This window comes from Thomasclavelia spiroformis DSM 1552 (genome assembly GCF_025149465.1).
Lineage (GTDB): Bacteria > Bacillota_I > Bacilli_A > Erysipelotrichales > Coprobacillaceae > Thomasclavelia > Thomasclavelia spiroformis.
In genome coordinates this window covers 452,202-475,514 of record NZ_CP102275.1, presented here as the reverse complement: position 1 = coordinate 475,514, position 23,313 = coordinate 452,202, and the positions used below count along the sequence as shown (strand labels likewise).

23 protein-coding genes are annotated in these 23,313 nt (G+C 28.4%); 12 read left to right on the top strand and 11 right to left on the bottom strand.

Features of this window, described 5'->3' with window-relative positions:
* Positions 1–56: 56 nt before the first annotated feature.
* The 3 genes from NQ543_RS02005 to NQ543_RS01995 form a co-directional block, all read right to left on the bottom strand.
* Complete coding sequence (locus NQ543_RS02005; protein WP_004609057.1) at positions 57–2,402, bottom strand: HAD-IC family P-type ATPase; 2,346 nt, start codon at positions 2,400–2,402, stop codon at positions 57–59.
* Between the two features lie 158 nt (positions 2,403–2,560).
* Positions 2,561–2,848 carry a DUF1905 domain-containing protein gene (locus NQ543_RS02000; RefSeq protein WP_039903646.1) on the bottom strand — a complete coding sequence of 96 codons (288 nt, stop codon included), beginning with the start codon at positions 2,846–2,848 and terminating at the stop codon, positions 2,561–2,563.
* Positions 2,849–3,038: 190 nt separating this feature from the next.
* Complete coding sequence (locus NQ543_RS01995; RefSeq protein ID WP_004609055.1) at positions 3,039–3,392, bottom strand: ArsR/SmtB family transcription factor; 354 nt, start codon at positions 3,390–3,392, stop codon at positions 3,039–3,041.
* A 173-nt stretch (positions 3,393–3,565) separates the two neighbouring features.
* Here NQ543_RS01995 and NQ543_RS01990 point away from each other — a divergent pair, with 173 nt between their 5' ends.
* Both NQ543_RS01990 and NQ543_RS01985 read left to right on the top strand, forming a co-directional pair.
* Entirely contained in the window at positions 3,566–3,784 is a 219-nt protein-coding gene (locus NQ543_RS01990) for a cation transporter (RefSeq protein ID WP_039903642.1), read from the top strand.
* A 14-nt stretch (positions 3,785–3,798) separates the two neighbouring features.
* On the top strand, positions 3,799–5,667 hold the full coding sequence (locus NQ543_RS01985; RefSeq protein ID WP_004609053.1) for a heavy metal translocating P-type ATPase: 1,869 nt from the start codon (positions 3,799–3,801) through the stop codon (positions 5,665–5,667).
* Positions 5,668–5,743: 76 nt separating this feature from the next.
* Here NQ543_RS01985 and NQ543_RS01980 read toward each other — a convergent pair whose 3' ends face one another.
* The gene (locus NQ543_RS01980; protein WP_004609052.1) at positions 5,744–6,376 is read right to left on the bottom strand and encodes a DUF2238 domain-containing protein; all 633 of its coding nucleotides are present in this window, start codon (positions 6,374–6,376) and stop codon (positions 5,744–5,746) included.
* A gap of 267 nt (positions 6,377–6,643) precedes the next feature.
* Between NQ543_RS01980 and NQ543_RS01975 the strand changes: the two genes are divergently transcribed.
* From NQ543_RS01975 to NQ543_RS01945, 8 genes are all read left to right on the top strand, one after another.
* A complete protein-coding gene (locus tag NQ543_RS01975; protein ID WP_004609051.1) occupies positions 6,644–6,934 on the top strand; it encodes a phasin family protein in 291 nt (96 codons plus the stop codon).
* Positions 6,921–8,522: an ABC1 kinase family protein gene (locus tag NQ543_RS01970; RefSeq protein WP_004609050.1), complete on the top strand. Its 1,602-nt coding sequence runs from the start codon at positions 6,921–6,923 to the stop codon at positions 8,520–8,522. The genes NQ543_RS01975 and NQ543_RS01970 overlap by 14 nt, the downstream gene beginning before the upstream one ends.
* Positions 8,523–8,542: 20 nt before the next feature.
* Positions 8,543–9,709, top strand: coding sequence for a MalY/PatB family protein (locus NQ543_RS01965; RefSeq protein WP_039903636.1), 1,167 nt, complete (start codon positions 8,543–8,545; stop codon positions 9,707–9,709).
* 29 nt (positions 9,710–9,738) lie between these two features.
* Complete coding sequence (locus tag NQ543_RS01960) at positions 9,739–9,927, top strand: hypothetical protein (protein WP_004609048.1); 189 nt, start codon at positions 9,739–9,741, stop codon at positions 9,925–9,927.
* A gap of 27 nt (positions 9,928–9,954) precedes the next feature.
* Positions 9,955–10,293 carry a hypothetical protein gene (locus tag NQ543_RS01955; protein ID WP_039903634.1) on the top strand — a complete coding sequence of 113 codons (339 nt, stop codon included), beginning with the start codon at positions 9,955–9,957 and terminating at the stop codon, positions 10,291–10,293.
* A 489-nt stretch (positions 10,294–10,782) separates the two neighbouring features.
* Complete coding sequence (locus tag NQ543_RS01950) at positions 10,783–10,911, top strand: hypothetical protein (protein ID WP_004609046.1); 129 nt, start codon at positions 10,783–10,785, stop codon at positions 10,909–10,911.
* Positions 10,912–11,044: 133 nt separating this feature from the next.
* On the top strand, positions 11,045–11,494 hold the full coding sequence (locus NQ543_RS12090) for a DUF6431 domain-containing protein (RefSeq protein ID WP_004608838.1): 450 nt from the start codon (positions 11,045–11,047) through the stop codon (positions 11,492–11,494).
* Positions 11,495–11,608: 114 nt separating this feature from the next.
* Entirely contained in the window at positions 11,609–13,012 is a 1,404-nt protein-coding gene (locus NQ543_RS01945; protein WP_004609045.1) for an ISL3 family transposase, read from the top strand.
* A 178-nt stretch (positions 13,013–13,190) separates the two neighbouring features.
* Here the strand turns inward: NQ543_RS01945 and glmS are convergent, their stop codons facing one another.
* From glmS to NQ543_RS01930, 3 genes are all read right to left on the bottom strand, one after another.
* Positions 13,191–15,008: a glutamine--fructose-6-phosphate transaminase (isomerizing) gene (gene glmS, locus NQ543_RS01940; protein ID WP_004609044.1), complete on the bottom strand. Its 1,818-nt coding sequence runs from the start codon at positions 15,006–15,008 to the stop codon at positions 13,191–13,193.
* A gap of 393 nt (positions 15,009–15,401) precedes the next feature.
* A complete protein-coding gene (locus tag NQ543_RS01935) occupies positions 15,402–16,202 on the bottom strand; it encodes a DUF2238 domain-containing protein (RefSeq protein ID WP_181972571.1) in 801 nt (266 codons plus the stop codon).
* Positions 16,203–16,351: 149 nt separating this feature from the next.
* On the bottom strand, positions 16,352–16,621 hold the full coding sequence (locus tag NQ543_RS01930) for an acylphosphatase (RefSeq protein WP_039903628.1): 270 nt from the start codon (positions 16,619–16,621) through the stop codon (positions 16,352–16,354).
* Positions 16,622–16,832: 211 nt separating this feature from the next.
* Here NQ543_RS01930 and NQ543_RS01925 point away from each other — a divergent pair, with 211 nt between their 5' ends.
* Positions 16,833–18,098, top strand: a complete 1,266-nt coding sequence (locus NQ543_RS01925) for an aspartate aminotransferase type Ic (protein WP_004609041.1) — start codon at positions 16,833–16,835, stop codon at positions 18,096–18,098.
* Between the two features lie 242 nt (positions 18,099–18,340).
* On the opposite strand, the gene NQ543_RS01920 is transcribed toward NQ543_RS01925, so the two are convergent.
* The 3 genes from NQ543_RS01920 to ltrA all read right to left on the bottom strand — a co-directional run bounded on the left by NQ543_RS01920 (position 18,341) and on the right by ltrA (position 21,063).
* Entirely contained in the window at positions 18,341–18,943 is a 603-nt protein-coding gene (locus NQ543_RS01920; protein ID WP_039903626.1) for a phosphatase PAP2 family protein, read from the bottom strand.
* Entirely contained in the window at positions 18,915–19,457 is a 543-nt protein-coding gene (epsC, locus tag NQ543_RS01915) for a serine O-acetyltransferase EpsC (protein WP_039903623.1), read from the bottom strand. The genes NQ543_RS01920 and epsC overlap by 29 nt, the downstream gene beginning before the upstream one ends.
* A 187-nt stretch (positions 19,458–19,644) precedes the next feature.
* Positions 19,645–21,063 (bottom strand): group II intron reverse transcriptase/maturase, encoded by a 1,419-nt coding sequence (ltrA, locus tag NQ543_RS01910; protein ID WP_004608658.1) that lies wholly within the window; start codon positions 21,061–21,063, stop codon positions 19,645–19,647.
* Positions 21,064–21,782: 719 nt separating this feature from the next.
* Between ltrA and NQ543_RS01905 the strand changes: the two genes are divergently transcribed.
* Positions 21,783–22,070 (top strand): hypothetical protein, encoded by a 288-nt coding sequence (locus NQ543_RS01905; protein WP_039903622.1) that lies wholly within the window; start codon positions 21,783–21,785, stop codon positions 22,068–22,070.
* Between the two features lie 26 nt (positions 22,071–22,096).
* On the opposite strand, the gene NQ543_RS01900 is transcribed toward NQ543_RS01905, so the two are convergent.
* On the bottom strand, positions 22,097–23,311 hold the full coding sequence (locus tag NQ543_RS01900) for a pyridoxal phosphate-dependent aminotransferase (RefSeq protein ID WP_039903621.1): 1,215 nt from the start codon (positions 23,309–23,311) through the stop codon (positions 22,097–22,099).
* Positions 23,312–23,313: the final 2 nt, after the last annotated feature.

The following is a 23,313-nucleotide window of genomic DNA, read 5'->3' as shown; positions in this document are numbered from 1 at the left end:
GATAATATTTAAATATAAAAAGACAATGAGTTCATTGCCTTTTCAATAATTCCTACTTAATCTATTTCACTACACTTAACGTCATTAATACAATAATTATTTTTTTTATTTAAATAATAATTTACAATTTTAGAAATTATCATTACAACAACAATACCAATAACCACATTTATGCACACATATTTAAACAACTTTAAAGTTAATGGTGCCAACTCTAACCAATTCCAGAATATCATAGTTGCAATAATAAAACCAGTCACATCTAAAACCAAAACAATAGCTCGATATAAATTCAATGGTGAATAAATGCGATAAATCATATGAATAGATAAAAATGATGCTGAAAAATATAAAACAGTAAATACCTCAGATAAATTTAACGACAATTGATCCGCTAATAACTTCAATCCGATGACACTTAAAACAATTGCTAATGCATTAGGTAAAGAATACCTTAAAACATATCTACCAATTGATTCTTTTTGTTTATCAATATTCTTTTCAAATAAAATCATAAAAGATGGAAAACCAGATACAAAATTATCCATCAAAGTCATTTGAAAGGGAATAAAAGGATATGGAATATTTAAAATAATAATCGAAATAGAAATCAAAATAGTATAAATCGTTTTTAAATAATACATAGAAGCTGATCTAGTGACATTATTTATATCTAATCTTCCTTCTCTTACAACATCGATTAATGTTTTTAACCTTCCATCAATCATTACAAATTGAGCAATTTGTTTTGCAGCATCAGATCCTGATCCCATAGCAATCGATACATCAGCATCTTTTAATGCTAATACATCATTTACACCATCACCAGTCATTGCTACTTTTTGACCATGTTGCTTTAAAATCTTAATCATCTTATGTTTTTGATAAGGCGTTGCCCTTCCAATTACGTTATAATTTAATATTGCCTCTTCTAATTGTTTATCTGTTTCTAATTTAGTTGCATCTATATAACAATCACTTGTTTCAATTCCTGCTTGTTTAGAAAGAGCACTAACTGTTACTGGATTATCTCCAGAAATGACTTTTACTTCTACATCATTATTTTTGAAAAATTGAATTGTTTCATAAGCATCATCTCTTAAAGGATCTTCTATTACAATACATCCAAGAGGAGTAGCTAATTGTAAATTATCTTGAAATGTATCAAAATCATGATAATGAGCAACTAATAATACTCTTGCCCCACCCTTTTTAGCTAATTCTGCTTGAGGTGGCAATTTAAGTTCTGGAATAATAAATTCGCCAGCTCCAACAATAATCGTTCCAATATCTTCTAATTCCAATGCACTCCATTTTCTTGCTGAAGAAAACGAAATTCTTCTCAATGTTTTATATTTACTCTTACCTTTAAAATATTGAGATAATGTTTGTGATGTAGCATTATTATCTAAACTACCTTCTACAAAAGAAGCCATAATTTCATCTATTTGATAAGGTAAATTATAATCAAAAGAATAAACATCTTTTACCTTCATTTTTCCTTGTGTCAATGTTCCTGTTTTATCCAAACAAAGAACATAAACATGCGATAATGTTTCAATACTAAACATTTCTTGTACAAGCACTTTTTGCTGTCCTAATCTTACAACACTAGCCATCAATGCTATACTTGTAAGTAAAACTAAGCCTACTGGTAACATCCCAAGTAGAGCAGTTGAATTATTTACTATTACTGTATATAAATCCTCTTGACGAATAACATACGACTGAAAAAGTAAAATAATACTTAAAGGCACAACCAAAAAGCTAGTCATCTTTGTTACTTTCGTAAAAAATTTAATCAAATCCGATTGCACAGGTTCACGTTTTCTTGCTTCATTTGCAATTTTAGCTGCATAATTATCAACACCAATATGCTCAACTTCACCATAACATGCACCAGAAATAATAAAACTTCCTGATAACAAATGATCACCTGCTTTTTTTAATACAGGATCAGCCTCACCAGTTAAAAGCGATTCATCTACTTCTACATCGTTATCTAAAACAACACAATCTGCCGGTATTTGATTCCCTGTTTCTAAATAAATATAATCTCCTAAAACAATCTCTTCATTATCAATCGATAAAACAACACCATCTCGTAATACTTTTGTCTTGGGAGAAATAATTAAATTTAGTTTCGCAACCATATTTCTAGATTTAATCTCTTGAGATATTCTAATAACAACATTAGAAGTTACCAAAACAATAAAAAACATACTTGTCCAAGCTTTTACTAATGCTAATGCACAAGCAATAATAAAATTATAAATATTGAATAAATTAAAAACATGTTCACAAATTATCTGTTTATAACTTTTAACCAAAGGTTTGGGTAATGTATTAACTTGTCCTTCTTGAATTCGTTTTAGAACTTCCTGATTTGTCAATCCTTTCATAATCTTACACCTCATTAATATTAGTTACGTTATATTCCCTTTCAACAAAATAAGTTTATTTTGTGATTTTTCTATTATCATTATAAAAAATAAAATCTAGAAAATTCTATAATATATTCTTAAATATTTCTAAACTATTATCTTAAACATAATACATTTTAACAACGTTCTTGAATTGTTACAAATATTGAATCTCCACATTCCTTATTCAATTTTTTACGTATATCTTTACGCACACCAATAATATAACAAACTGAACCATCATCATTTTTAATTCCCATATTTACAATACTACCATCATAAGCTATGCCATCAAACGTTGCATGTACTTTTACTCGTCCTTTACCAAATTCTTTTTTTATATCATAAGGAAAACGCACATAAGCTCCATTTACATCAGGCACTGCTTCAATTATAGCATTAAATTTATATATCTTATTATTCATAACTTTCTCCATTAGCATCTTTATTTTCATCATTAAACAAAAATCTGATTTAAATTAATTTAACAAGTAATATTCATAATATTGCATATTTTTAATATCTTCTCTTATATAGTTTAACCAAAGTATAAAAAAAGAGTCATGCATAAAATGACAATATCAATATATCATATATTAATAACTCTTTTTATTGTTACTTTTCTTTAATATGTTCAATTGATTTAGCGAGTACTTCATGAACGTGTGCATCATCTAATGAATAAATAACCGTTTTTCCTTCTTTTCTTGATTTTATTAATTTAGATACTCTAAGTGTTTTTAATTGATGCGAAACAGCTGATTTAGTCATATTTAATACATTTGCTAAATCAGAAACACACATCTCACTTTGTTGCAATGACATTAATAGCTGTAATCTAGTACTATCCCCCATTATTTTAAAAAAGTCGGATAAATCCATAATGTCATCAAATGCTGGCATATTATCTTTAACTTGTTGAACAAGTTCAATATTTTTAGGTTTACAATCACAATGATTTTCTAACATAGACTCTCCTTTCAAGTGTATTATAATGCTTATATTATAATTGAAAAATCAAACTATTGTCAAATATACATAATATCTAAAAATAACTTGACAGTTGAACAACTAATAAACTATAATTAAATTGTAAGTTGAACATATATTCAATTATTCAAATTATCATGGAGGTTAAAAAAATGAAAAAAACTTTTAAAATTGATGTAGATTGTGCAAATTGCGCAAATAAAATGGAATATGCTACAAAAGCTACTGAAGGAGTTAAAAATGCAGTCGTTAATTTCATGACATTAAAAATGACAGTAGAATTTGAAGAAGGAGTTAATCCAAAAGAAATTATGCAAGAAGTCCTAAAAAATTGTAAAAAAGTTGAAGATGATTGTGAAATTTTTCTTTAAGGGTGGAATAAAAAATGAATAAAAAACAAAAAAAGATGCTAATACGTATTATAATTTCCTTTATTTTATTTATTGCTTTAAGAATTTTATCTTTAAATAATTTTTATGAAACTATTTTATTTTTAATAACTTATTTTATTATAGGTTATGATATTTTAAAAAAAGCTATTAAAGGCATCTTAAATCGTCAAGTTTTTGATGAAAATTTCTTAATGGCAATAGCTACAGTTGGAGCAATTGCTTTAGGAGAATATAGCGAAGGAACAGCTGTAATGCTTTTTTATCAAATTGGTGAATGGTTTCAAAGCTATGCTGTTGGAAAAAGCCGAAGAAATATTAGTGAATTAATGGATATTCGTCCTGATTATGCTAATATCGAAGATGATTCTGGTAACATAGTTCAAGTTGATCCTGATGAAGTAGAAATTGGTTCTATTATTATTGTAAAACCTGGTGAAAAAATTCCTATTGATGGAAAAATCATCGAAGGAACATCATCATTAAATACAAGTGCATTAACTGGAGAAAGTTTACCACAAGAAGTAACTACAAACAATGAAGTCATTAGTGGTTGTATTAATATAACTGGTTTATTAAAAATTAAAACTACTAAGGAATTCGGTGAATCGACAGTATCAAAAATATTAGATATGGTAGAAAATGCAAGCTCTAAAAAATCAAAATCTGAAAACTTCATTTCAAAGTTCGCCCGTTATTATACTCCGGCTGTATGTTATAGTGCCCTAGCATTAGCTTTAGTACCACCAATCATTAATTTATTAATGGGTAATGAAGCTTCATGGTCAGTTTGGGTTTATCGTGCTTTAACTTTCCTTGTTATTAGTTGTCCTTGTGCTTTAGTTATTAGTATCCCGCTTAGTTTTTTTGCAGGAATCGGTGGTGCTAGTAACAGTGGCGTTTTAGTAAAAGGATCAAATTATCTTGAAGCTTTAGCTACAACTAAATATGTTGTTTTTGATAAAACAGGAACAATGACTCAAGGAGTCTTTGAAGTTAGTGGTATTCATCATTCAACAATTGAAAATGATCAATTATTAGAATATGCAACACTTGCTGAAAGTTATTCTACTCATCCAATTTCTAAAAGTTTACAAAAAGCATATGGTAAACCAGTCGATAAAACACGAATTAAAGATGTCAAAGAAATTAGTGGTCATGGTGTAATTGCAAAAATTGATAATATTACAGTTATGGCAGGAAATGATAAATTAATGAAAAAATTCAATATATCTTATGTTGATTGTCATAGTATCGGTACAATTGTTCATATTGCAATTGATAATAAATATGCTGGACATATATTAATTTCAGATTTAATCAAACCTACTGCTAAACAAGCAATTCAAGAATTAAAAAATATTGGTATTAAAAAAACTATTATGTTAACAGGTGATATAAGTAAAGTTGCTAATAAAGTAGCTACTGATTTAAATATTGATCAGGTATATAGTGGATTATTACCTGAAGATAAAGTTACTAAAGTTGAAGAATTATTAAATCAAAAAAGTAATAAAGAAAAATTAGCCTTTGTCGGTGATGGTATTAATGATGCTCCTGTTCTTTCAAGAGCTGATATTGGTATTGCTATGGGAGCATTAGGAAGCGATGCTGCTATTGAAGCTGCTGATATTGTTTTAATGGATGATGATCCATTAAAAATTGCTAAAGCAATTAAAATTTCTAAAAAATGTTTGAAAATCGTTTATGAAAATATTTATTTTGCAATTGGTATTAAGGTAATTTGTTTAATATTAGGTGCAATCGGTATTGCCAATATGTGGTTAGCAATTTTTGCAGATGTTGGTGTTATGGTTATAGCTGTTTTAAATGCAATTAGAGCTCTAAATGTAAAAAACATATAAAATCCAATAAAAAAGATTAGGCGTAGTTTTAAGTAAAAATACAATTATTTACTTAATAACTTTTACCCTAATCTTTTTATTCACTAAAATTTTTATCATAAAAATTTATACAAACATTAACTAAACAATTATTTTTTTTGTGTTTATAATATCTATTTACTGCATAAAGAACAATCAGTCCTGCTGTTAATGCACAAATCATATCCGTCATAGAATCATGTACACCCGTTGTATAATGATTTATACAATCATTATTAAATAACACTAACATCATATATTCATATAATTCCCATAACATTGCAATTGCAAGATTAGTATTTAAAACAAATAGCATAAAAATTCTATGTTCTTTTTCATCACTTATTCTTCTATCCTTTTTTATAATCCAATAAATAATAATTGCTAACATAGAAATAAATATCCCACTTGTAAAATGTAACACTTTATCAAAAAAGGGAATTTGATACCCATTAAAACCACTACCAATTAATGAAGCAAAATATACAAAAATTAAATTAATAATCATTATCTCTTCAGTTATTTTCAATTTTAACAAATAAAATAAAGCAGGAATAATCAATGGTGTAAATACTGCTACTAATGTCATAAAAAAATCATTGATATTACCATTTACGTAATTAACATATAATCCAATAATCAATGTTGCAATATATATAAATATACATACTTTTAATAAAATTTTTTTCATATTAACCACCTATACTAAATATACCCTATATAATTTTAATTTAGATATATTATAACAAGATAATTTTATCTTGTAAAAACATTATTTTTAATAAAATTTTTTTCATATTAACCACCTATATTAAATATATCCTATATAATTTTAATTTAGATATATTATAACAAGATAATTTTATCTTGTTATAATATTATTTTTAATAAAAATTAATTAAGAATTAATCTAAAAAGTGATAAAATAAAGTTAGATAATGAAGAAAGGAGAATTATTATGAATAATTTTAGTGAAGATCTAAAAAAAGTATTATTAGCTGGAATTGGAGCTGTAGCTACTACAATAGAAAAATCTAAAGATGTTGTTGATGAATTAGTAAAAAAAGGTGAATTAACAGTTGAACAAGGTAAAGCTTTAAATGAAGAGTTAAAACATAATTTTACTAAGAAAACAGAAAAATCAGTAGATCAAATTTCAAAAGACTTAGAAAATATAAGTCCTGAAGACTTAGAAATTTTAAAACAAAAAATTACAGAATTACAAAACAATAAACATGAAACAGAATAACAAAAATACATTAAGCAGTAAAAAGCGACTTCTACAAATCATCAGTATCTTAAAAAAACACCACTTGACTAAAGGAATCGATCCTGTAAAATTTAGAGTAATCTTAGAAGATTTAGGACCTACCTTCGTTAAAATTGGACAAATTATGTCCTCACGTCAAGATATGTTTTCACAACGTTATTGCAAAGAATTAATAAAACTTCGTGATAATGTTGCTCCGCTTGACATTGAAACAGTTTATAATGTAATTGAAAATGAATATGGTTGTAATTTAAATGAGATTTTTTCTTATTTTAATCCTGTTCCTTTAGGAAGTGCTTCAATTGCTCAAGTACACCGAGCTACTTTAAAAAATGGTAAAGATATTGTTGTAAAAGTACAAAGACCTAATATATATGAAACTATGGAACAAGATATTTCATTAATTAGAAGAGCTGTAAAATTACTTAAAATTAATGAAGCATTAGGTAGTGTTGTTGATTTAAATATTGTTTTAGATGAATTTTGGCATACCGCTAAAGAAGAAATGGATTTTTTAAATGAAGCAAAATATGCAAGAGACTTTGCTCATTTAAATAGTAATATAAATTGTATTGCTACACCATTTATTGAAACAGACTTTACAACAAGTAAAATCTTAGTAATGGAATATATCGACGGTCTACAAATCGATCAAATAGACTTACTTATAAAAAATGGTTACGACTGTAAAGAAATAGCTGCTAAACTTGCAGAAAATTATATAAAACAAATAGTGGATGATGGTTTCTTTCATGCTGATCCCCATCCTGGTAATCTTAGAATAAAAGATGGAAAAATTATTTGGATTGATTTTGGAATGATGGGTATTTTAAACAAGGAAGATAAATCATTGATGAAAAATGCTGTTATTGCAATTGGTAATAATGATACTCAAAAACTTGTTGATGTTATTTTGACTCTAGGAAATCATGATAATCGTATTGACTATACTTTGTTTTATAATGATATCGAAACTTTTATGCATCATTACGTCAGTGCTAACTTAAAAGATATTAATTTAAGTGATGTTATTCAAGAAATATTTTCAATTGCACATCGTCATCGTATTTCAATGCCTAAAGGTGTAAGTATGCTTGCTAGAGGATTGGTGACAATTGAAAGTACTGTAATGTTAGTTGATCCAAATATAAGTATCATTGAAATCGCTGCTAATCATGTAACAAAACAATTATTTACTCATTTTGATTTGAAAAAAGAATTATCAACAACCGGCAAAAAAACATATGAGGCTTTTAAAAATGTAATTGAACTTCCTATACAATTATCGGAAATGATTAAAATGGTAATGAAAGGTCGTTTAAAAGTTAATTTAGATATTATGGAATCAAGCGTTCCATTAAAATCGATTAATCATATGGTTAATAAGTTAACTGTAGGAATTGTAAGTGCTGGTTTATTAATGGCAAGTAGCTTACTTTGTACTACTGATATGACACCAAAGGTATTTGGAATACCAGCGTTAGGTTTTATTGGTTATATTACAGCAGTAGGTTTAGGAATATGGTTGCTTTTTACTGTTATTAAAGAAAAAAAACGTAATAAATAAATTTTTTTGTGAGGGAAGATATGAAATATAATTTTGAAACATTAATTAATCGTAGTAAACAAGGTTCAAGTAAATGGAATTTAATGAAACCTGGAACACCAGAAAATATAGCTCCATTTTCAGTAGCTGATGTCGATATGCCATTAGCACCTGAAATAAAAAATGGCTTAATTAAATTTTTAGAAAATGATGCTGTATTAGGATATACTAATCCTAATGATGAATATTATCAGGCGGTTATAAATTGGATGGCACGTCGTCATAACTATAAAATAGATAAAGAAATGGTTGTCTTGTCTAATGGCATAGTGCCTGCTTTATACGATGCCATATTAGCATATACAAATAAAAACGATGGTGTTATAACTTTTACACCGATATATTATCCATTTTATCAAGCTATTGAAATAAATGATCGTAAACTTGTAAAATGTCCATTAATAAATACGGATACAAATTATACTATTGATTTCGATAAATTTGAACAACTTGCAAAAGATTCTAAAAATAAATTACTATTACTATGTAACCCACATAATCCAATTTCAAGAGTTTGGAGTAAACAAGAATTAGAAAAAATTGCACAAATTTGTTTAGATAATAATATAATCATTGTAAGTGATGAAATACATGGTGATTTAATTATGCCAGGACTTAAACACTGCCCTATTGCTACTATTAGTAAAAAAATTGAAAATATTACTATTACTTGTAGCGCTCCTAGTAAAAGTTTTAATTTAGCAGGATTACAAGGATCTAATATTTTCATTAAAAATCCTGATTTAAGAAAAAAATTTATTTTACAACAAGAAAAAAGATGTTTTCATAGTTTAAATACTATTGCATATAAAGCAACTATTTTAGCATATAATGAAGCTGAAGAATGGTTATTAGAATTTATTAATCTAATTTATAAAAACTATAACTTATTAAAAGATTATTTAGCTAAAAATTTACCATTAGTTAAAATTTCACCATTGCAAGGTACTTATTTAGCATGGCTTGATTTTAGAGCGTATGATTATAATTATAAAGAGTTAGAAGCAAAAATGCATAATGCTGATTTGTATTTTGATGAAGGATATATTTTTGGTGATGATGGAAAAGGATTTGAAAGAATAAATATTGCTTGCCCTACAAAAACTTTAATAGAAGCACTTGAACGATTAAAGAATGAATTTATTTAATAAATAAAATTTATCAAAGGAAAAATTTTATGGATAAAAATATTAAAATGCAAATTATTTTTCAAGGAATTCTTATTTTACTATGGGCATTTATTGGCATATTTTATATTTTTGTAGATGCTGAAATCTGGTTAAAATGTCTGTGGATCATATTATCAATTTTTTGGATCATTACCGGTGTAAATAAAATTAATAAACTTCTTAAATCAAAGAAATAATTTAATATGTATAAGGGAGAAAATTTTATGATTAAGATTAAAAAAATAGTCGATGTTTTATCTTGGTTTATTATCTTAATATTAGGTTTATTATTAATAGTAAGATGGCATGAAATTGATTCTAATGTCATAATTCATAGTGGGTTATTTGGGGATTTTTCTTATGGTAATAAGATATTTCTTGTTTATATTTTATCTTTTGGAGTTATTATTAATTTATTACTCACTTTTAATTATGATATTCCTTTTACAAAACAATTAAAAAAATCTTTTCTTTCTATAAAATCAATTAATATTATAAAAATTTTTTTACAAATTTTAATTATTTCAATCATATCTATATATATTATAGCTCCTCTTGTTTAAAGGTAATTTCTCTTTATTTAAAAGAGAAAATTGCCTATTTATCAACAAAATAAAATATCCGTAGATTAATACTACGGATATTTTTAGTGTGCCACGCATGACATAAGACTAGGTGGTGAAAGTCCACTGTGGGGGTTTCGTACTACCAACCACTAGCCGAAGACAAGGTATCCATCGTAAGGTGTGAACGGGAGGAAGTTGGAGGCAAAGTCCTGACCCAAGGAATACGAACTATTTTAGGCAGAAGCTTATCGGATGAGATTGCTAAACAAATCGAAGTCCAATAGTACGACGGAATAAGCAGTGTAAAGATAGTGGGTACATAGGATGAAAGTGTTATGTCTTACCGTGGGAGGTCCTAGGAACATGATGAAAATGTAATCATGGTGGAAACGTTTGTCCTAGGAAGTCAGCCGAGGTCATAGTAGTGATGATGATAACTGTAATGGTTATCTAGCGAAGGACCGAACATAAGGAGGTGAACTGGAAATGAAAGATACTCAAGATAAAATAGGATACTGTCAACTTGGTCCTTTGGCAGTTAATTTAATTGACTATCTAATCTTTTACGGGGTTTTAATGAGCACTCAAATATATAGGGGTGCTCTTTTATTATAATTATTTATATTCTTTCCATATTCACGGGGTTTTTGATAAAATTATTTTATCAGTTTATCTGAAATTTTGAGAAAGAAAAAAGGATGCATACTTTCCTACCACAGTCTGTATACATCCTTTCCATAAGAACAATATGATAATAACCCATTTTAATAAAAAAATCAATACTATTCTTCCTGACCTGAATAAATTAGAAGCTTTAATATCCAAGTCATATAACGATTCCGTTAATTCTTTAAATTTTGATAATATTCTATGTCCTAACTGTCATGGTTCTTTATGGATCAGACATGCCTACTACTTTCGTACTATCTTTATTTTCAATCAAAAAATTAGAATCAGAATCACTCGCATCATGTGCAAATCCTGCGGTAAAACACATGCTATCCTGGCTGAAGATATGATCCCTTTTATTTCCTTGACTTTTCATGATCTTTATAAGATCGTCATTACTGCCCTCCCTATCCTCAACTCATCTCACTTTTATTACCTTAAGCATAAATTTTCCTGTTTTATCGATGATTATTTTGTTTTATGTAAATTTAATTCCAGAAATCTCCCCGTTATTTTTATAACCACATAACTTTTATATCTTCTTTCCTTTTTTGGTTCTATTATTTACCTGTAAACAAAGAAAGGAGTGTATATTTATTTATGAAATTATGTTTATTTTTTTATGATATGGCGGTGATGCTTCATGTGTGATACTTCTACTGTGCCTAAAAACGTTATTAGCCAGAATGATTTCCTTCAGTTCTTCAATCTTGAAAATAAGGATATTGAATCATTCGCCATCTCTCATCAAAAGGACGACCTTCATATAGCTGTAACTCTTGCCAGAAAACCGCATCGGTGTCCTGTATGCCTCAATATGACTGACCAAGTTAAAGATTACTCCACAAAAACCATCACTCATTCTGTTTTGACCAGTCATAGATGTGTGATTGATTATCGAGCCAGAAGATACAGATGCAAAAAATGCAATAAAACATTCTATGAACTTAATCCTTTTTCTGTTGCCGGTTCACGAATCTCCTTAGCGACTGTATATAATATCCTTAGAGATTTGAAGCATCCTGCTGCAACATTTAAAGATGTAGCTCAGCGTTATCATATTTCACAGACAACTGCCGCTCATATTTTTGATTCATTTGTCTGCATGTCAAGAAGGCAGCTTCCTCAATATCTGTGCATTGATGAAGTTTATGCTTTTAAATCCGAAAAAAGCAGATACATCTGTGTTCTTCTTGATTTTCAGTCACAAAATATCGTTGATGTACTTCCATCAAGAAGAAAACAGGTACTGATGGATTATTTCTTTAATATTCCTTTATCAGAAAGAAAAAAAGTTAAAGTTGTATCATTCGACATGTGGGAATCATATCGTGTTGTTTCTAAAATTATGTTTCCTGATGCCTTATGTGCTGTTGATCACTATCATGTCAAGCAGGAATTTCACAGAAAACTGGATAAAGTAAGAATCAATTCCATGAATCGCTATTACTCCAGAAAAAATTACCTTAACAAAAAAGAAAACCTTACCGAAGCTGAAAAAAATGAATTATCAGAAGTATCCAGACATTATTATGTTTTGAAAAAATTCCACTGGATGCTCTTCTCCAATAACAACAAGTGCATATACGATCCCAATGTAGAAAAGAAATATAATAAAGTACTTCAGGGATATTTCAACTACTATGATATTTTTGACTATATGATCAGGGATGATCGGGAATTAGATTTAGCTTATGACCTTAAATATCAGCTGGATGTTTTTTACAGGGATTCTTCTTATGACAGTGCCAAAAAAAATATCGACGAACTGATTACCCTATTTAAAAGCAGTCCTATTAAAGAAATGAAAGATTTTGCAAATACACTTACTAAATGGAAACGGGAAATCGTCAATTCATTTATAAGAGCAGATGGGAAACGCATTTCCAATGGAATCATTGAAAATAGAAATAAATCAATAAAATTACTCAAACATAGTTCAAATGGATATCTTAACTGGCATAGATTTAAAAACAGGGTCATGTACTGCCTCAATGATGATGCCACATATCACATGTATCCAATCAAAAATACAGATATCAAATAAAAGTACATTTTCTCATAGAAAGATACAAAAAAACGGGGAACAACTTTTCCCCGTTATGATTTAGTATCTAAAACCCCAGAACCCCAGGTTATTTTAGATTGCCATTTAATTCTACCATTGGTGGATTAGTTTACACAAAATTATTTACACTCTCTCAATTATTAAATACTATTTAATTTTATTCTACTGTTACTGATTTAGCTAAATTACGTGGTTTATCAACGTCACAACCTTTTATCTTAGCAGCATAATAGCTAATTAATTGCAAAGGAATAGCAACAAGAATTGTTTGCAAAATTGGATTTACATCAGGCATATAATATATTTCATCGACATTATTTACTTTTTGACCATGTAAAGTAAATAAAATTACTTTAGCCCCTCTTGCAATTGTCTCTTGAATATTACTAATCGTTTTACAAGCAATATCTGGCTGAGTAGCCACTGCAATAACAATACTACCTTCTTCAATCAATGCAATTGGTCCATGTTTTAATTCACCAGCAATATAGGCATCTCCATGAATATATGAAACTTCTTTTAGTTTTAATGCTCCCTCTAAAACAATTGCATAATCTAAATTACGTCCAATAAAATATGCATCATGTTGATTTTGTAAATATTTAGCATATTTTTCAAATAATTTTTCATCTTTTAAGATCATTTCAATTTGCTTTGGCAAGTCACTAATTCCTGCAATAAGTTCACGATAATCTTCATCTTCTTTACCCAAAGATTGTGCTATATACATTGCCAATAATAAAAGAACAATGATTTGTGTTGTATAAGCTTTGGTACTAGCAACAGCAATTTCAGGTCCTGCACACGTATAAATTGTAGCCGCTGCTTCACGAGAAATAGTTGACCCTAAAACATTTGCAATTGCTATTGTTGTACACCCTTTAGCTTTTGCTAAACGTAATGCAGCTAAAGTATCAGCAGTTTCCCCTGATTGAGAAACAAAAATACATAAAGTTTTATCATCAATAATTGGATTACTATACCTAAATTCAGATGCTACTTGAATAAATGTTGGAAGCTTTGTTAATCTTTCCATAACATTTGCACCTGATAAACATGCATGATACGCTGTACCACAAGCAACAAAGTATACCCTATTAAAAGTTTTAAATTTTTCTTTCAATTGATCAAGTTCAGGTAAAACAATACAATCATTATCTTTTATTCGTCCGCGTAATGTTTCACTAATTACATAAGGCTGTTCATGAATTTCTTTTAACATAAAAGTATCATAACCACCTTTTTTAGCAGACTCATTATCATAAGGAATATGAGTAGGTTTTTTACTAATTTCTATTCCCTCTTGATTATAAAAAGTAAGATTATTCTTACACAATTTAACTATTTCATAATCTTCAATAAAATAAACATCTTTAGTATAATCAAGCAAAGCGGGAATATCACTAGCTCCAAAACTAGCATGATTATTTTTTCCTAAAACAAGTGGACTATCTTTTTTTGTAACATAAATACAATCAGGTTCTAAAGTTGAAACAATGCATAATGCATAACTTCCTTGAATTCGTTTAATTACTTTTTTTAATGACTCAATCATATTACCATCATAATAAAAATCAAGTAAATGCACTACAACTTCACTATCAGTTTCACTATGAAAAAAATAACCATTATCTATTAGTTCCTTTTTTAAATCTCGATAATTTTCAATAATTCCATTATGAACCAAAGAAATTGTATTATCATTATTCGTATGAGGATGTGAATTAAGATTGGATGGGATTCCATGAGTTGCCCAACGAGTATGCCCAATTCCAACGCACCCTCTTGGTTTAGCCTGATCAAGACGCTCAATTAGGTTTTGCAATCTTCCTTTTGTTTTAATAGTAAAAAGTTTATCTTTATCTACAAGTGTAACTCCTGCTGAATCATATCCTCGATATTCAAGCCTAGAAAGCCCTTGAAGTAAAAATGGTAAAGCTTCTTCTTTACCAGAAAACGCAGTAATTCCGCACATAAAAATTCCTCCATAATATATTCAATTTTCTATTATGTTATTAATGGAGGATACCAAATGAATTTGTTTAATGATCACTCATTATTTTTGTTCATCGTTTAGGTAGTATCATACCTCTAGACCACCCGCCGAATATTTCGAAAAGTCTAGTCCTCGTCAACTAATAAATTAGTCCTGGCGCTATTTTATAAATCAATCTCCACAATAACTTGTTGCCATTATATACAAATAAAAATAAAAATGCAACTACTTTAATATATGAAAAAAACATTCTTTTGATTCAATTTTCTAATAATTTTTAAACTTATCATGATTACATGTATTTAATTAGTAATTAATAATATATATAAAAACAGGACAAATTACCCATATAAAAAGTAATTTATCCAGCTTTTAATGATGCTCTCTATCTTTTAATCTTGGTATAAATCTACTTACAAAATTTCCTTTCCCACGATTCACTACATAAAAATAACCAAAAACAGAAAATACTATTGCTCCAATAAAATTAACAAACAAATCATACATCGTATCAATTAAACCTATATCTATATATCCCCCAACTCCTAACGCTTTTCCGTTAATAATAACTTCTTTAATTCCATCAATAGTTATTGGTACATTTGTTTTAGTGGGATCAAGTGTCACCGATGTAATGTGGTTAATAATAGTATCTTTTTGCATATCTAATCCAGCAAAAGTATCCATCGCAAATTCAAAAAATTCCCAAATCACTCCAATAGTCATCGAAAAACAAAAGGCTACAATAGCCATAAATAACGGAGACAATTGAAACTTAATTCTCGTATCTTTATTCATTAAATCAACAAGTGAAAAACCAATAGCTGCAGCTAAAAAACCATTTAAAGTGTGCAAAATTGTATCCCACATTGGAAATTTAATATAAAAAGATTGAATTTCACCAAGAATTTCTGCACTAAATATAAATAATAAAATAATTATTTCTAATGTCGATGGCAATTCTATTTTGAATTCTACTTGAATAAAGCTTGGTATTATCATTAAAAATAATGTAAGTATACATAAAAATGCATTTTCATAATTTTGATTAAAGATTTGTAAAACCATAGTAATCAATACTAATGTTCTTAAAAATATATATACGAAAAATGAAGATCTATGTTCTCTAATTTCTTTTTTTATTGCCTCTTTTGAAGCTCTTAATCTTCTCATTGACATCCCCCTTTGATTACAATAATTTTTTATACCTTTAAATATCAATATTCGATTTATAATCATACCACAATATTTTTATTTTATCTAGTATTCTATTTATTTCATTTATAATAAAGAAGACAAAATAAAAATATTGTCTTCTTTAACTAATATTTTATTCCAAAATCATTTTCATATTTTAAAACTTTTAAATTTTCACATTCAATTTTATTAATATTAATAAATTGGGTATGCTTTAACTCATTAATTAAATAATCAATTACTTTCTCTTCTCCTTGAAAACAAGCCTCAACTGCACCATTTGATAAATTACAAACCCACCCTGTTAAACCTAACTTTTTAGCAAGATGATATGTTGTAAAGCGAAAACCAACTTCTTGTACTCGACCATAAAACAAATAATGTCTTCTAATCATTGTAATATCACTCCTTGTTATAGTAATTATATTATAAGTAATTTTAAACATCAATTTTATTATCTTTTAATCAAACTTATTGATAATTTGTTTAAAGCTTCATTATTTTTTCAAAACCTTACATATCTTGACAAATTTATCGAAATTAACTTGAAAAAATAATATATAGTGGTAAAATACATTCGTCAAAATAACCATAGGGGGAAAAGCAATGAAACCATTCACTAAATTAAACAAAAAAGAATTGTTAGAAATAAAAAATACATTAGATTTACAATATCAGGAATTTAAAAAACAAAAATTAAAACTTGACATGTCTCGTGGTAAACCATGTAGTGAACAATTAGACTTATCAATGTCTATTCTAGATATAAAACAATACTCAATTGATAATATTGACTGTCGTAATTATGGTGTTTTAGAAGGTTTACCATCAATCCGTAAACTATTTGCCCAGTTATTAGAAGTTAATGAAAAAAATATTATTATTGGTGGAACATCTAGTCTTACATTAATGTATGACTACCTTGCCCAAGCAATGTTATTTGGTGTTTGTGGAAGTAAGCCATGGTCTAAATTAGATAAAGTTAAATTTTTATGTCCAGTACCTGGTTATGATCGTCATTTTACTATTTGTGAACATTTTGGTATTGAAATGATTAATATTCCAATGAATGATGAAGGACCTGATCTTGATTTAATAAATGAACTAATTCAAGATGATAGTGTAAAAGGAATGTTCTGTGTTCCTAAATATTCTAACCCTCAAGGAATAACATATAGTGACAATACTGTTAAGGCATTGGCTGCATTAAAGCCAGCTGCTAGTGATTTTAGAATTATTTATGATAACGCATATTGTGTTCATGATTTATGCGATAATGGCGATATACTTTTAAATATTTTTGACGAGTTACCAAAATATAATAATGATGATTTAATTATTATGGTTGCTTCAACTTCAAAAATTACTTTTGCTGGTGGTGGTGTTTCTTGTATTGTTGCCAGTGATAATAACATTAACGATATTAAAAAACGTTTATCTGTTCAATCTATCTCAAAAGATAAAATGAATCAGTTACGTCATTTTAAGTTTTTTAATGATGTAAATGGAATTAAACAACATATGAAAAAACATGCTGCAATATTAAAACCGAAATTTAATTGTGTACTTGATATTTTAGATAATGAATTAAAAAGCAAAGATATTGCCTCATGGCATAATCCTAAAGGTGGATATTTTATTAGTTTAGATGTGATGCCAGGATGTGCTAAAAGAGTTGGTATGCTATGTAAAGAAGCTGGAGTTGTTTTAACAACTATTGGAGCTACTTTCCCTTATGGAAAAGATCCTCAAGATTCTAATATTAGAATTGCACCATCATATCCATCAATTGATGAATTATCTAAAGCTGCCAAATTATTATGTGTTTGTGTACAAATAGCTGCTATTGAATGCTTATTAAATAAAAATTAATATTAAAAAAGGTTTAATTCTTATAATAGAAATTAAACCTTTTTTAATGATTAACATAATTTATTGTTTCTTTGATTTAATATTATATTTCCTTAACTTAAATTCATGAAAATAAATTTATCTAACTATAATAGTTCATATATAAAAAGGGCTTTTAATATCATGCTTATTTCATAACTCTATTTTTACAATAAAAATTATTAGTGACATTCCGGTTATTTATAATATAATTCCTAAATATTTTAACAAATAAAGAAAGTTTTATTACTAACATATAAAACTAAGCTAAGAGACAACATACTTCCTGCAAATACATCACTAAAATAATGTACCCCAAGATAAACACGACTTAAATTAACCAAAATAATTACTAAAACACATAATATAATTAAAACATTTCTATAATTAGGCTTACTACGATATATATAACATATAATTAATGCATATAAACAAGTAATAGCCATTGCATGGCCACTTGGAAAACTATAATTACTTACTTCTACTAAATGCTCTACACTAGGTCTTGGTCTTTTAAAAATAATTTTCAATATGTTATTTAATATTTGTTGTAAAACAGATAAAGATAAACAACTTAAAGCAAATCTACGATTAAACAGAAAAATTAATATAATAACAGCCGTAATTCCAATAAAACCACCTAAATGAGTTATCGTTGTAAACATATTTGTCATAAACGGAGATTTAAAATAATGTAAAAATTGATATACATATAAATCAATAACTGCAATTAACCCTGTTTCAATCAATATATAATCAAGAATAAATAAACCTAAAGGGATTAAAAATAACCATTTCTTATAATTCTTTATTAACTCTAACACCATTTTCTTTTACAATAAACGCTGGTACACCAACTACAGTACAATTATCAGGAACATTTGCTAAAACAACCGTTTGTGCCCCTACAATACTATTATTACCAATCGTTACATCTCCTATAACCTTTGCTCCTGCAGAAATCATTACATTATTCAATAATGTAGGATGACGTTTTACTTTATGTTCTCCTGTCCCTACTCCTCCTAAAGTTACTCCTTGATACAATACACAATCGTCACCTATAATTGTTGTTTCACCAATTACAACTCCCATACCATGATCAATAAATAGTCTTTTACCAATCGTTGCACCAGGATGAATTTCAATACCAGTGAAAAATCTCGCAATTTGACTTAATAAACGTGCTAAAAATTTTAAATGCAATTTTTTCCATAGAAAATTATTAATTCGATAACAAAACATTGCATGCACACCAGGATAATTAATAATAACATTTAAAGCATATCTAGCAGCAGGGTCTGTTTCTAATACTTTTTTGATTAAGCTTTTTTCTTTCATACTTATCCCCATCCTTTCTAGTAAATATAGCGATTATTTTAAAATAATGCAACTAATATATTAATATTTTATGATTTAATCACCTTTTTGTTACAAAAGTAGTCAATTAGATAATTGAATAGGGGCTAAGAATTAAAATCTTTCGCCCCTTTCACAACACCGTGCGTAGGGTTCCCTACACGGCGTTTCATAAGTTTATAGAGTTGTAATAATCTAGTGCACTTATAAATCCGTATATTTTTAATACTTCATTTGTAAGTGTCCTTTTTAGTATGAAGCTATTGGCGATGTGCCAGTAGCTTTTTCTTGTGTTTGCCCATTCCCATGCCTTACTTTTATTAATACCTAGTTTTTGTAAATTTCTATACCTTGTTCTTACTAACTTCCATCTTTTCCAATATATCATTCGTATTCTTCTTCTCATCCATGAGTCTATTTCCCTTAGATGTTTACTCATATTCGCTATCCTATAGTAATTCACCCAACCTGTAATGTATTCTTTTAACTCTTTAGCTAATTCCTTACTTGATATTGGTCGGTTCCTTTTGGTGATTTCCTTTATTCTCTTTTTCATCTTTTCTTTAGATTTCTTGTGAACAGTGATTCGTACATTACCACTCTTCTCTATATAAAATCCAAAGCCCAAGAATTTTATATCAGTAATATAGGCTACCTTTGTCTTCTCTTGGTTCACTTTTACAAATAATTTCTCTTCTAAATATCTTGTCACTGTTTCTTTGACTCTCATTGCACTTCTTTTACTTTTGAATAGTATGACACAGTCATCTGCGTACCTTACAAATCGATTTCCTCTTCTTTCCATTTCTTTATCAAATTCATTAAGATATATATTTGATAATAATGGGCTGAGTGGCCCACCTTGGGGTACTCCTTTTGTAGTTTCTTCAAACTTATGTTTTACTATGACTCCTGCATTGAGATATTTATGTATGAGTGATATAACTCTTCCGTCTTTAATAGTTTGTGACAATATCTGTATAAGTCTTGAATGGTTGACTGTATCAAAGTACTTCTCTAAATCTAGGTCTACTGTATATCGATATCCTTCATTGGCGTATTCGACTACTTTTCTTACTGCTTGATGGGCATTTCTTCTTGGTCGGAACCCATAACTATTGTCACTGAATTGGGGTTCAAATATTGGTGTCAGTACCTGTACTATCGCCTGTTGTATGACCCTATCCGTCACTGTTGGAATTCCTAACTCTCTTTTCTTTCCGTTATCTTTTGGTATTTCTACTCTTTTAACGGCTTGTGGACTATAATGTCCCTCCATGATAAGTTTCTTTAGATAAGACCAGTGTTGTGCGAAATGCGTACGAACTTCTGCGACTTGCATTTTATCTACACCACCACTTCCCTTATTACTCATAACCCTTTGGATTGCCTTTTCTATATTGGCATCCTCCATAATTGTTTCAAGTAACTTCTCATGTACTACAAATCTATTGGTGTTCTTCGTATGTGATATCTCTTGTTTTGATGTAGGATACACTTCTCCACTATTGTCGTATTCCGTACTATCTTCATAGAGTAAGCCTAATGATAGTTGACAGTATCCTATTTTATCTTGAGTATCTTTCATTTCCAGTTCACCTCCTTATGTTCGGTCCTTCGCTAGATAACCATTACAGTTATCATCATCACTACTATGACCTCGGCTGACTTCCTAGGACAAACGTTTCCACCATGATTACATTTTCATCATGTTCCTAGGACCTCCCACGGTAAGACATAACACTTTCATCCTATGTACCCACTATCTTTACACTGCTTATTCCGTCGTACTATTGGACTTCGATTTGTTTAGCAATCTCATCCGATAAGCTTCTGCCTAAAATAGTTCGTATTCCTTGGGTCAGGACTTTGCCTCCAACTTCCTCCCGTTCACACCTTACGATGGATACCTTGTCTTCGGCTAGTGGTTGGTAGTACGAAACCCCCACAGTGGACTTTCACCACCTAGTCTTATGTCATGCGTGGCACACTAAAAATAAACAGAACTCTTCCCCATTGAGTTCTGTTTATTATATATTGATACATATAATGTGTACCACTCTTCCCCTTATAAACCATAAAAATGATTTATGAACATAATTATATATAATTTTATTAAATTGTCAATACTTATATTGAAATAAGCTAATTTTATATATATAATTTAGGATTAACGTAAATATTATGATGAATATATATTATTTGTATACAATTATAAATAATTTATTTGCTTCTAAATATAGATAATATTGCAATTAATATAAATTTATGTTATTTTATTATGGTAAACATAAAAGGAGATTGGCTATGTATTTTGTAATAAATTGTTTTATTAGTGCAGTATGTATAGCTTCTTTAATCCTATTTACTGAAGTTTTTCCTAAATGGATTAAATTGTTAGTTGGAGCAGTTCAAATAATTACTACTTCATATGCAATTGCTATTTTAATCAAAAAAATTGGTGAATGGACTTCAATTTGGTCAGGGGATCCTGCTTTAATTAGAACATATTTTCTATGTGCATTACCAATTATTGCAATAATAACAATTGCTATTGCATACATCTGCAACAAAAAATCTAAAAAAGCAAAATAAAAACATGAATTATATAATTCATGTTTTTATTTTATTTCTTTTTCTAATCCAATTTGTTTTAATACTTTAGCAATTCTATTTAAAGCATCAACTACTATTTGATTATCACGATATACCCCTAAAACAATTCTTAAATGACCTTCTCCGCCTGGTCCATAATTAATCCCATCATTAACTACTACCTTTGCATCCTCTTTTAATCTTTTGCATATCGATGAACTATCGCCTAACTTACTGACATCAATCCATCCTAAAAAACCAGATTCTGGTAATTTCATTTTAACCCCAGGTACAGCATTAATTATTTCATATGCTTTATGACGACGAAAATCATATGCTTCTTCAAATTCTTTCATAAATTCTGGATGTTTAAATGCTTCAATTGCGGCTACTTGACTAACTGTATTAGTTGCACCTATCACACTTACTGCACATCCGTATAATATATCCATAATCTTATCATCTGCAATAATATATCCAACTCGATATCCACTTAATCCCATTCCTTTGGATATTGAACAAACCGTTATAGTATGTTCAAACATTTCATCCATAGCCATAGGAGCTATAAATTCATTTTCATATGTAAAATCTTCAAATGCTTGATCACAAACTAATACTAAATTATATTTTAAAACAATCGTTTTAATTGCTTCTAAACTTTTACGGTTAAATACTGTGGTTGTTGGATTATTAGGATGCGTTAAAATAATCATTTTGGTTTTATCTGTAATTAGATTTTCTAAATCATCTAAATCTATCTGATAATTTTTTTTGCTATCTAATTGTAATATTATTGGTGTTGCTTGCATCATTTTAATATTCTGCATATTATTAGGATAACTTGGGCATGGAATAATTACTTCATCATCTTTTTCTAGAAATGGAAACATTGCAAAAAATAATGCACTATCACTCCCAGGTGTGATAATAATATTGCGACGGAAATCTAAATTCATCTTATATCGATCATTAATACGACGACAAATAATTTCTCTTAGCTCCATATTGCCTGTAGGCGCAGTATAATGGCTAGAAATAGGTGTACTAATAGTTTCTATCGTCTTTTCTAAAACATGGCTAGGAATCGAAAAATCAGGCATAAATGGATCAGCCCAGCCCATCAAAGAAAATCCTGATTCTTGCATCATAGTATAGCTATCACCTACATCAGCTTTTTCAACTTGGCTAAATAAGCCACCTTCAAAATTAATAAATTCTTTTTTCATTCTATTTTTCATAT